17 protein-coding genes are annotated in these 13,440 nt (G+C 61.7%); 3 read left to right on the top strand and 14 right to left on the bottom strand.

Going from position 1 to position 13,440, the window contains the following annotated elements:
• Window positions 1-10: 10 nt before the first annotated feature.
• Genes V6F88_RS26660 through V6F88_RS26695 form a run of 8 tightly spaced genes read right to left on the bottom strand, consistent with a single transcriptional unit; the run spans window position 11 to window position 7,964 of the window.
• A complete protein-coding gene (locus V6F88_RS26660) occupies window positions 11-856 on the bottom strand; it encodes a type II secretion system F family protein (protein ID WP_332613346.1) in 846 nt (281 codons plus the stop codon).
• Window positions 853-2,676: an ATPase, T2SS/T4P/T4SS family gene (locus V6F88_RS26665; protein ID WP_442880411.1), complete on the bottom strand. Its 1,824-nt coding sequence runs from the start codon at window positions 2,674-2,676 to the stop codon at window positions 853-855. The genes V6F88_RS26660 and V6F88_RS26665 overlap by 4 nt, the downstream gene beginning before the upstream one ends.
• Before the next feature lie 19 nt (window positions 2,677-2,695).
• On the bottom strand, window positions 2,696-4,069 hold the full coding sequence (locus V6F88_RS26670) for a type II and III secretion system protein family protein (RefSeq protein ID WP_332613348.1): 1,374 nt from the start codon (window positions 4,067-4,069) through the stop codon (window positions 2,696-2,698).
• 8 nt (window positions 4,070-4,077) lie between these two features.
• The gene (cpaB, locus tag V6F88_RS26675) at window positions 4,078-4,935 is read right to left on the bottom strand and encodes a Flp pilus assembly protein CpaB (RefSeq protein ID WP_332613349.1); all 858 of its coding nucleotides are present in this window, start codon (window positions 4,933-4,935) and stop codon (window positions 4,078-4,080) included.
• On the bottom strand, window positions 4,932-5,663 hold the full coding sequence (locus V6F88_RS26680; RefSeq protein ID WP_332613350.1) for a hypothetical protein: 732 nt from the start codon (window positions 5,661-5,663) through the stop codon (window positions 4,932-4,934). The genes cpaB and V6F88_RS26680 overlap by 4 nt, the downstream gene beginning before the upstream one ends.
• On the bottom strand, window positions 5,660-6,241 hold the full coding sequence (locus tag V6F88_RS26685) for a pilus assembly protein (RefSeq protein WP_332613351.1): 582 nt from the start codon (window positions 6,239-6,241) through the stop codon (window positions 5,660-5,662). The genes V6F88_RS26680 and V6F88_RS26685 overlap by 4 nt, the downstream gene beginning before the upstream one ends.
• Before the next feature lie 50 nt (window positions 6,242-6,291).
• Complete coding sequence (locus V6F88_RS26690; protein ID WP_332613352.1) at window positions 6,292-7,695, bottom strand: hypothetical protein; 1,404 nt, start codon at window positions 7,693-7,695, stop codon at window positions 6,292-6,294.
• Window positions 7,696-7,697: 2 nt separating this feature from the next.
• Complete coding sequence (locus tag V6F88_RS26695) at window positions 7,698-7,964, bottom strand: hypothetical protein (protein WP_332613353.1); 267 nt, start codon at window positions 7,962-7,964, stop codon at window positions 7,698-7,700.
• A gap of 380 nt (window positions 7,965-8,344) precedes the next feature.
• Between V6F88_RS26695 and V6F88_RS26700 the strand changes: the two genes are divergently transcribed.
• Both V6F88_RS26700 and V6F88_RS26705 read left to right on the top strand, forming a co-directional pair.
• The gene (locus V6F88_RS26700) at window positions 8,345-9,007 is read left to right on the top strand and encodes an SOS response-associated peptidase (protein ID WP_332613354.1); all 663 of its coding nucleotides are present in this window, start codon (window positions 8,345-8,347) and stop codon (window positions 9,005-9,007) included.
• Window positions 9,008-9,055: 48 nt separating this feature from the next.
• Complete coding sequence (locus V6F88_RS26705; protein WP_046803669.1) at window positions 9,056-9,349, top strand: hypothetical protein; 294 nt, start codon at window positions 9,056-9,058, stop codon at window positions 9,347-9,349.
• A 672-nt stretch (window positions 9,350-10,021) separates the two neighbouring features.
• On the opposite strand, the gene V6F88_RS26710 is transcribed toward V6F88_RS26705, so the two are convergent.
• Both V6F88_RS26710 and V6F88_RS26715 read right to left on the bottom strand, forming a co-directional pair.
• Entirely contained in the window at window positions 10,022-10,360 is a 339-nt protein-coding gene (locus V6F88_RS26710; RefSeq protein WP_332613355.1) for a DUF6693 family protein, read from the bottom strand.
• 241 nt (window positions 10,361-10,601) lie between these two features.
• Entirely contained in the window at window positions 10,602-10,805 is a 204-nt protein-coding gene (locus V6F88_RS26715; RefSeq protein ID WP_172616244.1) for a cold-shock protein, read from the bottom strand.
• A gap of 660 nt (window positions 10,806-11,465) precedes the next feature.
• On the opposite strand from V6F88_RS26715, the gene V6F88_RS26720 reads away from it, so the two are divergent.
• Window positions 11,466-12,146, top strand: a complete 681-nt coding sequence (locus V6F88_RS26720) for a class I SAM-dependent methyltransferase (protein WP_332613356.1) — start codon at window positions 11,466-11,468, stop codon at window positions 12,144-12,146.
• Here the strand turns inward: V6F88_RS26720 and lysC are convergent.
• Genes lysC through V6F88_RS26735 form a run of 4 tightly spaced genes read right to left on the bottom strand, consistent with a single transcriptional unit; the run spans window position 12,139 to window position 13,424 of the window.
• Window positions 12,139-12,360: an Rz1-like lysis system protein LysC gene (lysC, locus tag V6F88_RS27950; RefSeq protein WP_442880412.1), complete on the bottom strand. Its 222-nt coding sequence runs from the start codon at window positions 12,358-12,360 to the stop codon at window positions 12,139-12,141. The genes V6F88_RS26720 and lysC overlap by 8 nt on opposite strands.
• Window positions 12,257-12,667: a hypothetical protein gene (locus tag V6F88_RS26725; protein WP_332613357.1), complete on the bottom strand. Its 411-nt coding sequence runs from the start codon at window positions 12,665-12,667 to the stop codon at window positions 12,257-12,259. Before V6F88_RS26725 ends, lysC begins: the two co-directional genes overlap by 104 nt.
• Window positions 12,646-13,140, bottom strand: coding sequence for a lysozyme (locus V6F88_RS26730; protein WP_332613358.1), 495 nt, complete (start codon window positions 13,138-13,140; stop codon window positions 12,646-12,648). Before V6F88_RS26730 ends, V6F88_RS26725 begins: the two co-directional genes overlap by 22 nt.
• Window positions 13,137-13,424 (bottom strand): hypothetical protein, encoded by a 288-nt coding sequence (locus V6F88_RS26735; RefSeq protein ID WP_332613359.1) that lies wholly within the window; start codon window positions 13,422-13,424, stop codon window positions 13,137-13,139. Before V6F88_RS26735 ends, V6F88_RS26730 begins: the two co-directional genes overlap by 4 nt.
• Window positions 13,425-13,440 lie beyond the last annotated feature (16 nt).

Genomic DNA, 13,440 nt, shown 5'->3' on the forward strand with positions numbered 1-13,440 from the left:
TTCACCCCTGTCAAAGATCGATTCGGACGATACGCCGGACCAACAACACCCCCGCCGTTTCCAACACGGTCAATATCGCCAGCACGCCCCAACCCATCGGCGTGTGCCACAGCACGCCCATGACGTCGGGTTCAAGACGGTCCAGCACGGCCAGCAACAGCACGGGCAACGCGCCGACTATCCACGCCTGCAAGCGACCTTGCGAGGTCAAGGCGTGCAATTTCGCCTGTAGCTGCAAGCGGGCCCGCAGGGTTTGCGCGATGCTGTCCAGTGCTTCTGCCAGGTTCCCCCCGGTTTGCGCAGCGATGCGCATTGCGGCTACCACTAATGCGGTGGAATCCCCAGGCATCCGCGCTTGCAGGTTTTCCAGCGCGACGTCCCAGGGCACGCCCAGGCGCTGTTCGCGTAGCATCAACCCGAATTCCTGCGCCAGGGGTGCGCCGCTTTGCTCGACGACATGACGCAACGCCGTCGTCAACGCAACACCTGCGCGCAAAGCCGCCGCCAGCATCAACAACGCCATCGGCAATTGCTGTTCGAAACGTCGCGCCCGCCTTCGCCGCAACAGGTCGACCGTCATGCGGGGAGCCCTGGAGGCCACGCCCGCGAACAAGGCAGCCAAAATGCCGCTGCCGGTCAATGAAAAGACCAGCGCCGCGGACATTGCCGCAAACGCCATGGCGGCGGCCCATAACTGCGCCGGGTCAATGAACAGAAAGACCTCGCTCAAGCGCACGCCGGCGTCCTGTGTATAAAGCGCCCGATAGCGGCGCAACGCCGGCGCAAACCAGGCCTGCGCATGCCACGCCAGCATCGCTGCGCAAAACATCGCCGCCCCAGCGGCCAACCAGATCATGATGCCCCCCATGCGCCATGGGCATCCACCGGCCCGGGTAGGGATACGGCCTCGGAGAACCATGCCGGTTCCAGAGACACACCCTCGTCGGCCCAATCCTGCGTGAAGCCGGGCAAGGCTCCGCATCCGCTGAAGCCGGCTGCACGATCAAATCGAAATAGCTGCTGGATCTGTATGCGGCCGCTTTCCATGCCTGCGACTTCAACAATCGATGTCACCACTCGCCGGCCGTTTGCCAATCTTGCTTGCTGCACGATCACGTCCACACTGGCGGCTATCTGTTCGCGCACCACCGACAGAGGCAAATCCAGGCCGGCCATCAGGATCATCGATTCAAGCCGCGCCAGTGCATCCCGGGGGGAATTGGCGTGCAGCGTGGTCAAAGAGCCCTCATGCCCGGTGTTCATGGCCGTCAGCATGTCGAACGCCTCGGGCCCTCGGCATTCGCCTACGACGATTCTGTCGGGCCGCATGCGCAGCGCGTTGCGCACCAATTCGCGAATCGCGATATGCCCCCTGCCCTCTTGGTTGGCGGGACGCGCTTCCAGCGCAACCAGATGATCGTGGTTAAGCCGCAGCTCGGCCGCGTCTTCAATGGTGACGACCCGCTCGTCCTCGGGGATTTCGTCGGACAGGATGTTCAGCAATGTCGTTTTTCCGGACCCCGTTCCGCCGGACACGACGACGTTCTTGCGCATCCTGACGCATAGCGCAAGGAACCCGGCCATGGGACCGCTTAATGACGCCGCCGCAATCAAATCCGCCATCTGGGGCCGGCGCTGTGGAAACTTGCGGATGGTCAGGCTTGCGCCCTTCATGGCGACGGGCGGGATGATGGCATGCACGCGCGAGCCATCCGGCAAGCGTGCATCCACCATCGGTGAGCTTTCGTCGATGCGGCGGCCCAGCGGCGTGACGATACGTTCGATCACCCAACGGACCGACTGTTCGCTGGTGAACGCGGCCGGATGCCGCCATAGACGCCCAGCGCGTTCAACATAGATTTCGTCATAGCGGTTGACCATGATCTCGGTGATATCGGGCGCGGCCAGGAGCGGTTCCAGCGGGCCCAGGCCCACGGCCTCGTCCAGCACCTCGGCGCACAGGGCCTGCCGGTCGGCGTCCGGCGGCAGGTCGGTGTCCGACGCCACGATCCGCGTCAGCAGGCGCTCGGCCTCGGCACGCAACGTGCCATCGCTCATGCCCGCCACATCGCGCCTGCGCAGGTCCAGCGCGTCCAACAGCGCCGCATGCAGGCGACGCCGCGCCTGCACCTGCTGTGGCTGAAGCTGACGTTGAAGTTGAGGCGGGGGCGTTGGCTCCTGTTGCGTTGCCGTGGTCGCTCGGGTTGATGCGTTTGATGCGGTCAATGAGGTGGGCGACGGCAGGGTCGATGGCAATGGCGATGGGGATAGGGACGGGGACGGGGATGGGGTTAACCGGGAGACGGCGGCCGGCTGCAAATGGGCGGTTGCATCGCCGCCGGGCGGGGCGTGGCAATGCGCCGAGGCACTGGCGGACGGATCCGGCAGCGCGGCTGCGTCAGGCGTTGCCAAGCGCACCCTGAGGCGGCACGGTCCAATCAGGATGGCCTCGTCCGGCAGCACGGGCGCGTGGCGCACGACACGAGCGCCATTGACGATAGTGCCGGCAAGCGTACCCAGATCCTCCAGGACGATATGGCCGTCCTCGCGCAGCAGCCGGGCATGCTGCCGCCCCACTCGCCAATTGACGATGCGAAGGCCGCACTGGGCACCTCGCCCGATCAGTACCGGCGCGGTGGTGGTCAGGCGGCGAACGCCGGCGTTTTCATAGGTCATTTCGATGTCTAGCATGGCTTCAGGGCTGATCTCGCGGCTGCGCAGGTTCATCGTTCGCGGCCCACTGTGAGCCCGCGCCGGAATAGGGATCCCATCCCTGGCTGGCGACTGGAGCCTTCGTTCCCAACCGAGGCGGCTCCGGGAACGCCGCATCAATAACGCCCCGCCCCCGCTGCACACGCTCCATCAGGGCCGGCTCGCTTTGCGACACGATTTTTGGCGTGACGAATATGGCTAGTTCCGTTTCGCGTTGCTGGAATCGGCGGGACGAAAACAAAGCCCCCAGAATGGGAATGTTCTTCAGCCACGGCAATCCGGTGGACTCTTGCCCCTGCTCGCGCGACAAGAAGCCGCCGATAACCAGCGTGTTGCCCGACCTGACATTGAATTCGGTAGACGCCCGCCGCGTGCGCAACGCCGGTCCTCCTGCGACGCTAATCGAGCTGTCCACGGAACTTGCCTCGACTTCAATCAATGAACGGATCACGCCATTGCGGTCGATGCGGGGCGTGATGTTCAGGGACACCCCATACGGTTTGAACAAGGTGGTAGGGTTGCCACGCGAGTCCGTCGATGTGTAGGGGACCTCGCCGCCCGCCAGGAAAGTGGCGCTGGCGCCGCTGCGCGCCAGCAATTGCGGCTGAGCCAACATGACCGCCTCGCCGCTTTGGGCCAGCGCGGCGATGCGGGCGGACAGCAAGGCGTTGACTCCGAAATATCCGGCCGCGGTCGACATGGGCCCGGGCGTCTCGATCACAGGTTCGCCCGGACGCGTCATGCGGCCTCTGGAGCCCGCGTCCCAGGCGGCGCCGGCGTTCAAGCCGCCCTGCGATACCCCGTCCCAACGAACACCGAACTCTCGCATTCGCGAGGTCGGAATTTCCACGACCTGCACATCAAGAAGCACCATGCGGTCCCATCCCACCTGCCCGGTGAAATCCAGGATGGCGGGATAGCGTTCAGCCAAGGCGGCGATGCGCGCCCTGTCATCGTCGGACAAGTCATCCCCCTCGATCACGATCCGGCCGCCCACGTGGGTACTGCGGGCGCCGGGAATGCGAGAAAGCAGCGAGTCGACCTCTGCGCGCAAGCGCGGCGCCCCGGCAGCCACCACGCGCAACTCATACGCCGCCGCTCGGCCGGCGGCAGTCCAGACATGCACCGACGACATTCCTTCCGCGCGCGCGAAGATCACCACGTCGCGGCCCTCGGCGGCAATGGCGCTTAGTACCTGCCCGTTGCCGATCGCCACGCGTTTTACACCGGGGTGGGAAAGAACTCGGGTTTCGCCGACCTGTAGCTCCAGCACTTCGGAGCTCGCCTGGGTAGCCGCTACGCACGGCGTCAGAAGCGCGGTGACAGCCGCCACGCAGAGAGTCCGCAAAATCACCATGACTTGTCTCATGGCCGCCTCGCGGAATAGTTCGGCGCGTCGACGGCTTCCGGTGGGAACATCACCGAATGCTTGTCCATACGATCTCCATACAAAATGGTCACGTCCGGCGCGCGCTTGGGCTCGGGGTCAAGCCCGATCAGGGACGCCAGATCCGTTTGAGTCGAATCAGCCACGGTGGCCACATCGTCGCGATGCCGCAGCATGGCGGTAAGCGCGCCTGCCTGCCTGGCTGCAACAAACTTCATTGCTTGATCGGGATCGGCGGCAAGCGTGATGCTGCCGGCCGAGCCGACGAGGCCGTCTTCGTCCGCCCCGGCGCCTACTGTCAGCACTCGCATCCCTTGCAACAGAGGCACAGTGACCTCTCGTTGGTGATGGATGAAAGTCACGTAAAGGTCGATCAGGTCGTCGGCGCGCAAGCTATCGGCCAAGCCGCCAAGGTCCGCGGCGCTGACGGTCAGCGCCCGTTGGCCCGATCGCAATCGGGATGCCAACGCGGGTGCCGGCGCGGTGAACGTCATTTGCGACTTCAGCAGGGGTTCGCCCTGGGCGACATCCACGACCAGCGTGCCGCCAAGAAGATGGTTCACGGCCTGCGGCTCCAAACTGGCGGCAGACGCCCACTTCACCGGGATCTCTCGCACGGCCACGTCGATGTCTTCAAGCTGCGTTCCCGCCGCCAAGTCATATGCCGCCACCAGACGCTCGACGACGGGCGCGCGGGCTTGGGCTTCCAACGCTTCCACTCGCTGCTGCACATGCTCGCGCACGGCCCACGCGGATACCAGCCCCGCCGCCAATGCCAGCCCATAAACGCCAACGCGCCGCAACCGCAGAACGCCGTGCATCAGTGCGGCCTTCATGGCGTCCACCTTCTGACGTGGAGCGCGCTGCCCCCATCCAACGCAGTCAACGATATCTGCAGACGTTCGCCAGCCTGTGCCCACGACTGCTCTGCACCGCTTTCGGTTTCGGTCTCGAATACCCATCCTTCGCGGCGCAACGCGCCGTGCAGCAACCGCCCAAGCCGGGCGGGCGACAGGGCCAGTTGCCAGATGCGATCGGACACTTTGCCTCCCTTTTCCTGCACCGCAAGATCCAGCCTCGGTATTGCGCCCTGCGGCAGCCAGGCCGGTGTCGCAAGGCCTGGAATTGAATTCATGCGCAGCGTAGAAACCGTGCCGACTGTGTGGCTCGGGCCCGCAGCTTGCAGCTGCACCACCCATTGCATGTCGTCGACCCAGCCAGACAAAATGATTTGATCGGGAAGCACATTCAAGTCGACCAAGGCCGGCTGCTGATTCGACAAGTCGCGGATCAGGTCGGGCACTGCTACAGGCGAGTCGAACACAAGCACCTGAGCGGGAAGCCCGTGCAGCCATATCCGATCCGCCAACATGTCATGCCGGCTTCCTTCGGGAAAACGTAGTCGGTTCAACGTAACGCCAGGCGATACCGCCGAACGGCCGGAAGGCCACGCGACGGAAGATACGGCCATACAGCCAAGCAGCACGCCGGCCGTCAGCGGACGAAGGCCGCCGCTGACAGTGCGCCTTCTTTGTCTCTGCGTCGTGTTCGTAGTCGTGGTCATCGGGATCGTTCCTTTTGTTGGCCCAATCGGCCCGGCGGGACGACGTCGTCCCACGCCGACAACCAATCAGTGTGGATCGCCGCCCTGCCCCATGCGCGGTCCATACGCTGGACGTACGGCGCCATCCGACGCGCCTCGTCAAGAGACGTTTGTCCGACGTGACGCCATGCCGTGGGCGCGTTGGCGATGCGTCGGCGTGCATCGGCGTCTCCGTGTGCGTGTCCCGTGCCGACCGCCACGTGCGTATGACGCACGATCAAAGGCGCCGGCGGTCCGTCTCGCCCTGAAGGCGCCGACCGGGCGTACACCGCAAGCAAATGGAGCCCTGCTCCAAACCACTCGTGCTGCAAGCGGGACAGGTTTGGCGCTGCGATGTCAGCAAGGCCGAGTACCCGGCGAGTTTGCGCGGCGGCCGCGAAAGAATGTAGTGGCGTCACCGGTTCGCCCAACGCGCCGGCCATCGCCGCCTTGCGGCTGGCATGTGCTAACTGTTGCGCCGAAAACTGCAACCCTCCGATCCAGGTGACACCCCACACTAGCGCCGCCATCAATGGCAGCATCAGCAGCGCTTCAATCATTGCCTGCCCTTGCTGGGCGGCCGGAAAGCCAGCGCGAGTCGACATCGAGCTCATCGTGCCTCCCTGGTTCGCAGCGATTCGTCGCGAGTGATTGCGGATAGACGTGCCTGCCAATAGGGTCGAAACAATGTCGGCAATTCACTTTTTTTGTCGGCTCTAGGTTCCGGCCGCAAAAAATACGTTTCGGCGGCGCTGGCGACGGTGATGGCGCCCGACTGGCCCAAGCCGTCATAGCGAAAGCGACCACGAGGTTGCGCCAGTGCGCTATCCGCATCCGTCGTCTTGAGCCGGGTGCCTGACCATGCCACGCGCACGGCAAAACGTAACGGGTCGCGCATACGCTCAGTGGGTATTTCCAGATAAGACGGCAAGCCACCGGCGGGCCAACGCTGCGCTGATGCCATCGCATAGGAGTTGGACATCGGATTGGTCGCGCCGCTGAAAATGTCCCACCCGGTGGACTGCTGCACCCATCGCCAAAAATCCTCTTGGGAGAAATCCGCGGGTGCTTCATCCACGTAATCGATGCCGTCAGGCGTCTGGGACTTTTTCCCTTGGGCCGTGCCCCAACCCATGGCGTACTCACGGAAGTAGCACCCAATCCAGCGATTGGAACGCAGCGCATGGAACGATTGCGTATCTAACGCGCCCCATCGCCCGTCCGGGCCAAGCCAGGTCATTCCACGACGGCGCAATTCATGCCTTTTCAACGGACATCGGCGGCTGACCGGCCAGGCATTGCGACGCGTTGCATCGCGGCTATTCAGAAAGCGATAACGTTCGGTGGCCTGCTCCACGGCCGGTCGCAGGCCCGCTTCCCGGGCAGCGGCGCTGCGCCCGATAAAGCCAGGCCAGTTGTCGGACAGCAGATCCATCGCCAAGCCTGTCGCAGGTGCGCCTACGTCGGAACCGGAGTCAACCATATTGGCTTCAAGCACCTTGCGCATGATGCGATCGCGGGAAGCGAAAAGACCGCTCATGGCGGATTCCGCCCCCGCCTTCAATACGCGATGCACCACCCGATCATGTTGAGCAAATGCGCCTGCCAGCCGCGACTGCGCGTCCGATGGGGCTTGCCCGGATCGATAGGCCAGGCCCATATCGGCACCAAACAGCATGGCTATCAGGCCAGCTGGCGGATTGCGGCGAGTGTGCTGCGTGTGCAAGGCGCCGCCGTACTGCGCGGCCGCTGCCAGCGTGACCAGATGCGCCATGGCGACCTGATGGGCAATGTGGGTGCGATTGACGTAGGCGATCGCATTGAGCGTGCGCGCTTGTTCCAGCGCGCCGCTGTACGCCGCCGCATCCGCTGCATGCGTCAGCCTTACGCGGCCTTCGGCGGTCTGGCCCAGGTTGTAGAGCACCACCAGAGACGCTACCGCCACCGACACAACCACCATCCCAAGCACCAGGGCTTGGCCATGTTGAAGGGCACGTGGCGTACGAGTCAACATCTTCACTTCCCGTCCGCTGCATTGCCGGTGAAAGACTTCAGTGAACGGGCCTTGGTCTGCGCGCCCGCCTTCTGGGCCGCTTGCTGCGCCGCACGCGTCTGCGTTCCACCGTCTTCTCCGGCCAGCTCGCGCGCCATTGCCGCGGTTTGTGAACGAACCACTTGTCCGAAGTACTGATAGACGGCGATGGCCGCAACCGCGACCAGGGCCACGACGACGATGTACTCCGTCATGCCCTGGCCAAGCTGACGTTTTCGACTGCTCCACATTTCTGCTCTCCGCTGCGTTGAAAGTAGGCGTCAGTGTCGACGTCGCGCCCAGGTGCCGCAATTCGCACAAGCCGAGGTGGGCAAATGTGTCCCGGGGCCTTGACGCCTTGGCGGACCGCGACAACGGGCCATAAAAATCCCTTAGCGCCAGACGGACGTAACGCGGCTCAACGGAGTGACCCGCTTAACGCCGGGATCTTGTAACCCTCTAATTCCTTTGGGGTTTTCCCTATTGCCGGTAGTTTTTTTCAGCAGTAGATTTGAGTTGCCGGGCTGTCTGACACCCATCGCGTGCGAAGCCGGGCAGGAGCGCCTCAGACTCATCTTGAGCTGGGGCGCTCTTCCGTTTTGGCGTCGGTTTTTCAGCCATCGAGGCGCGCATGTGTTCCCACTATCAGACGCTGAAAGATGCAGAACTGCTGCTGCAGAAATTTGGCGTTCGCGCCCCTGCTCTTAGTACGAAGTACGACATGTGGCCGCGTTACGAAGGCTTGTTTGTTCGCCGGCCGATAGAGTGGGATTCGGGTGATGAAGCGGTGCAGGAACGAGAGCCTGTGATCGGCCGATGGGGTCTGATTTCGGCGGCCACGCGCCCGGATGCGGTGGATAAAGCCGCCAAATTGTCCACCTTCAACGCTCGTAGCGAAACCGCGGCAAAGTCATACACTTTTGGCAACGCTTGGCGCCGCGCGCAACGCTGTATCATCCCGGCCCAAGCCATCTTCGAACCGGACTGGCGATCAGGCGCGGCCGTGCCAACTCGCATCAGCCGAGCCGACGGCATGCCGCTAGGCATCGCCGGGCTCTGGGACCGGTGGCGCGACGCCGCAGGACACATGCACGAGAGCTACACGATGCTGACCATCAACGGCGACCACGACCCGCTGTTCAGCCGGTATCACCGGCCGAACGAGGAAAAGCGGATGGTGGTGATTCTGGCCGAAGGTTCTTACCGCGACTGGCTGAGCGCGCCTCCGGAGAACACGCGTGAGCTTCTGGCCCCCTATCCGGCCCTGAAACTAAATGCCGACGCCGTGAAATGACCCCGTTTCTGGTGGAATATACTGGATATATAAACAGTGTCTTTCGCCATGACGTTCAAAGCCCCCCTCACCCTAGACGACCTCCGGACGATCCGCGAGCGTCAACCCTGGAACTCCGACGTGATCTCGCTGCTTTGGGAGGTCAAGCGCCTAAGGTCGGTGATCCTGCGCGCCTATCAACTATCGGGAGACTTCAAGCGGCCCGCCGGCGTGACGGGCGAACTGTACGATGATTTCGTCAAAAGTCTGTGCGACGAGCCCTGTGTGCAAGAGCGCGACAGCCTGGCGGCCTCGCTGCTGGAGGCTCCTGACAAGCTTCGCAAGGGAATGGCCCCGCGCTGAAAAGGCAAGTCCACAAGCCCCGGAGCGCCGCGCATAGACCCGTCAATCGGTCCTAGTTCCGGGCTTCAGACGATACAGAAGCGAATCCCGTTGCTAGAGTGTCTGAATGAACACATGGCCCTATCCCGATTTCCCGCCCGCCGAATTCCGGGCGCTCTCCGAAGCCGACAAAGAGCTTTGCATAACGATGATCCGAGCGTTCTGCGCAGAGATAGCGTTGCAAGAAGCGAGAGGCATGCGCCCGGATCCGGATGAATAGGCAGGCGACGCCCGCAGGCATTAGATAAGCCCACGGAAACCCACCATACGGATGTGCCTTCAGCAGTTACCGACCTTGAAAAGGCAAGGGGGCGTTCCACACGCTCCCGAACGAGGCGGTAAAGGCCATATCCGTATGACTTTTGCACAATGAAGACTGCGAACGCCCCGGCCAATGCCCATAGCTTTTGTCGGGGCCGCCGCAAACCTATCCGCATACCTTGCCTTGGCTGCGCAAGCAGCGGCCAGGATTCAAGCGAACCCATCAGCTGGCGCTCAAATGAGCGCTGGATCGACCATTGAAGTGATTCGGGCGATGCTCATGATTGAACCGACGGCATTTCCGCCGAGCGGTAAGGCGTCGGCCATAAAAAAAGCCCGCCCAAGAGGCGAGCTTGCTCATAGCGCTAGGCTTCAGATCGTCACGTCCAACACTTTTGTGTGGTTCATGCAATGAGCGTTGATCTTATACAGGAAGATCAAGTATCCGATTCCCAACGTGATTACGGAGATGATGGCCCAAATGACGATATTCCCGATAATGCTGGCCAAATCGATCGTGCATACCAGCCGCCCTACCCGCCGTCCCGAATCGTCCAGCACGGACGTGCGGCTAATGATAAATCGCTGCATGTAATACGGGAAAACAAACAACGCCAATCCCAGGGTCACGATGCTCAAGAGGATCCAGATGATTCCGTGACCGATGATGTCGCCAACCGTTAAATCGGACTTCAAATTAAGTTGCTTCATGAAACTTCAGTTCCTTGTTGAGAACAATGAAAAGTACAGACGGATAGGTTTTACCATTTTTTCCGTAACATTTCATTTTGAAACTGATGGCTATCCGGCCTGACGGGGAAGGCCGCCCCGCTTCTGGAAACCGTCGCCTGACACCTCTCCACCCAACAAAAAGGCCGAATCCATTGTTCCAATGGATTCGGCCCCGCAGCTTGCTACCAACCTGCCCGCCTGACAGCGGGCAAACAGGTTATTAAATCGCTTTGATCATGGTCGCCTGAGGACCTTTCTGTCCTTGGCCGGCGACGAAAGAAACGCGCTGGTTCTCTTCAAGAGATTTGTGCCCGTCACCCTGAATTTCCGAGTAATGCGCAAAGAGGTCTTTACCACCCAGTTCCGGCGAAATAAAGCCGTAGCCCTTGTCGTTGTTGAACCACTTCACGATACCAGTTTCTATCTTCAATGTATGTCCTAGATGTACAGGGAAAAAATATTCCCGCAGCCACTATGGGCGCTTAACGTCAACAAAGATATCGCTGTTTCTCAATGACACACAATTCGCACACATTGAAGGCTGCTCTTCGCCCCAAAAACGAAACAGCCGCCATTGCTGGCGGCTGTTTCGTACCTGATCGCTCAGGATTTTCTTGGTAGGCCCCCCGAGAGTCGAACTCGGCACCAACGGATTATGAGTCAACGGACGCGATAGGCGCATAGCCCTAGGGCGTTGATTTTGCAGGGCTTTCCCTTCGCGCCCAGCGCGTCGATTACGCCGGATTGCGCCTACTTTGCCAATAAATCCCCCACACTCTTTGCTGTATATTTGTCCAGCAATGTCCTACTTCAAGCCCATGCCCCCAAAACTCGGCGGGTAGCTGGACCTGTACCCACTGGCATGGTGAAACCACCGACCAGGGGCGCAGGCCGTACTGCCGCCGCGATCCTGGCCACCGCATCGCCCCTGTCTACCCAGACGAGGGGTGCGGATCATGGGTGCGCGAGATCGGGGCCGACGATGAGATCAAGCTGGTGAAGGACCGAGGGCCTGACCCGGACAATTCAGGATATCGTTAGCTAGCTTGCTCTTGTAATATGCCCGCACAAAAAAGGAGCCGGCATGAGTGAGAAGGTCGATTTCGATAACCACACAGAGAATTACAACGACCTCCTACGAGAGAGCGTGGGGTTTTTCTCTGCTGATGATGAGTACTTCGCGCGCTACAAGGTGGATCTCGTTAAGAACACATTGAAAATCCAGCCTGCGCGGATATTAGAGTACGGGTGCGGAATCGGCAGGAACATCCCCTTTCTCCGGGAATCTTTCCCTGGCGCCGTCATTGAGGGTTCTGACGTCTCCGAAGCAAGCCTAGAAGTCGCCCGCCAAGAACACCCCGGGCATAATTTCTTCTTGGAAGGTGACACGTCACCACGCGGCGCCTATGACTTGATCTTTGTCGCTAGCGTCTATCACCACATACCCCCGGCTGAGCGTACGCGCGCGACTGAAGGATTGGTGGATCGGTTGATCCCAGGAGGCGCTTTGTGCGTCTTCGAGCACAACCCATACAACCCTATCACTCGCCGGATAGTGAACAACTGCATCTATGACGCAGATGCGGTTTTGCTCAAGCCAAAACAGATGAAATCTCTAATCAAACAGGCTTCTCTCGACCTGCACACTTTTGAGTATTGTCTGTTCATCCCACCAAAGCTATCTGCACTGGCATGGGTTGAGCGGCACCTGGGGTGGCTTCCGCTTGGGGGGCAGTATTGGGTGTGCGGGACACGTCCTACCTAAACTCTGCCCCCGCCCATGCGTCCACTACCGCCTGATGCCGGGCAGCGCATTCCGCATATTGGAACGCCAGCGCGATGTGAGCCCTGGCCAGATCGTCCCAGGACGCAGAATCAATGTGCGGAACTGGCGGGCACGGCGCGCTCAGATTGACGGGAAGCGTTGGCCGCGTCGATCCCGTCGTTGGTTGTGCGCACCCGGCCAGGGTCGCGCACACAGTCAGCAGGCAAAGGGCTCTGGATAATTTCACGGGTGTACCTCTCGATTACCTTGGGCTCGGCGGTGGCAAGTCTCTCCGCCGTATTAGCCAGGCTCTGCGACAGGCCGGTCAGTCGCTCCGCCTCAGTCTTAAACTCTTCCAGGCCGGCGACACGGTGCGCTTCCTGGCATTCGACACGGCCAGCCTTCCGTTCTGCTGCTCCGTACCAAAGAACCGAGGCAGCCGCGCCTGCGAGAACGATTGCGCCGACCAGTGCGGCGGCGGCGTAGCCCTTCCAGCCGATCAACGCTGTAGACAGACCCATGTGCCCACCTCCCTGCGCGTGACGAGGCCTGGCAGCGTCACCAGCACGCCACCCACCCGCCCTTTCACCCAGCGGTCCAGCTCGGCACAGCCGCCGGCGTAGTCGCCCGCATTGAACTTGCGTCGCATGGTCGACTCGGCCAGGTTGCCGGCGCCCAGGTTGTACGTGAAGTCGATCAAGGCGGCGCGCTGCCAGTCGTTCAGCGGCACGGTGATCAGGCGACGCACAGCCCGGTCGGCAATGGCCAGATCAGCGTGGCGCCACGAGTCACACTCCGCGTCGGTGTAGATCCGTTTCGGGTCGATGTCAGGGCCGGTGTGCCCGTCGCAGACCGTCAGCACGCCTACGGGGTCGATGTAGGGCTTGCCCCGAATCTTCCCGGGCTCGAAGTGCGACACCAGCACGCCGGCAATCGCAATCGATCCAGCGCTGGCCGCCGCCATCAACTTGCGCTTCAAGCTGTCCGAGATCATCTCCAAATTCCCTTCACTGCCGCAACCGCAGCTAACGTGGCTGCGATCGCCGTCGCGATGTACCCGATCGGTCGGGCAAGCCGCCCCAGCCCCTGCAAGACCTTGAAGCCCCCAGCCAGCGCCGCGAAGGTATCAACGATGTCCTGTGTGTTTTGCCGGATCGTCTCGATTGAGTCCGTGTTCCGCGCGGTGGCTTCCGCGTTGTGGGCCATGTCTTGCTCCATTTGCGCGACGCGCGCGTGCAGTGACTTGATAAAGGGGTCGGACAGATGCTCGTCAGCCATGGCATTCCCCTTGAAG

The organism is Achromobacter sp. ESBL13, assembly GCF_036668755.1.
Classification (GTDB): Bacteria; Pseudomonadota; Gammaproteobacteria; order Burkholderiales; family Burkholderiaceae_B; genus Achromobacter.

Bases quoted from the DNA above. Each gene is read 5' to 3' on its own strand.
- V6F88_RS26660 (WP_332613346.1), bottom strand. From the start codon at position 856: ATGATCTGGTTGGCCGCTGGGGCGGCGATGTTTTGCGCAGCGATGCTG.
- V6F88_RS26665 (WP_442880411.1), bottom strand. From the start codon at position 2,676: ATGACCTATGAAAACGCCGGCGTTCGCCGCCTGACCACCACCGCGCCG.
- V6F88_RS26670 (WP_332613348.1), bottom strand. From the start codon at position 4,069: ATGGTGATTTTGCGGACTCTCTGCGTGGCGGCTGTCACCGCGCTTCTG.
- cpaB (WP_332613349.1), bottom strand. From the start codon at position 4,935: ATGAAGGCCGCACTGATGCACGGCGTTCTGCGGTTGCGGCGCGTTGGC.
- V6F88_RS26680 (WP_332613350.1), bottom strand. From the start codon at position 5,663: ATGACCACGACTACGAACACGACGCAGAGACAAAGAAGGCGCACTGTC.
- V6F88_RS26685 (WP_332613351.1), bottom strand. From the start codon at position 6,241: ATGATTGAAGCGCTGCTGATGCTGCCATTGATGGCGGCGCTAGTGTGG.
- V6F88_RS26690 (WP_332613352.1), bottom strand. From the start codon at position 7,695: ATGTTGACTCGTACGCCACGTGCCCTTCAACATGGCCAAGCCCTGGTG.
- V6F88_RS26695 (WP_332613353.1), bottom strand. From the start codon at position 7,964: ATGTGGAGCAGTCGAAAACGTCAGCTTGGCCAGGGCATGACGGAGTAC.
- V6F88_RS26700 (WP_332613354.1), top strand. From the start codon at position 8,345: ATGTGTTCCCACTATCAGACGCTGAAAGATGCAGAACTGCTGCTGCAG.
- V6F88_RS26705 (WP_046803669.1), top strand. From the start codon at position 9,056: ATGACGTTCAAAGCCCCCCTCACCCTAGACGACCTCCGGACGATCCGC.
- V6F88_RS26710 (WP_332613355.1), bottom strand. From the start codon at position 10,360: ATGAAGCAACTTAATTTGAAGTCCGATTTAACGGTTGGCGACATCATC.
- V6F88_RS26720 (WP_332613356.1), top strand. From the start codon at position 11,466: ATGAGTGAGAAGGTCGATTTCGATAACCACACAGAGAATTACAACGAC.
- V6F88_RS26725 (WP_332613357.1), bottom strand. From the start codon at position 12,667: ATGGGTCTGTCTACAGCGTTGATCGGCTGGAAGGGCTACGCCGCCGCC.
- V6F88_RS26730 (WP_332613358.1), bottom strand. From the start codon at position 13,140: ATGATCTCGGACAGCTTGAAGCGCAAGTTGATGGCGGCGGCCAGCGCT.
- V6F88_RS26735 (WP_332613359.1), bottom strand. From the start codon at position 13,424: ATGGCTGACGAGCATCTGTCCGACCCCTTTATCAAGTCACTGCACGCG.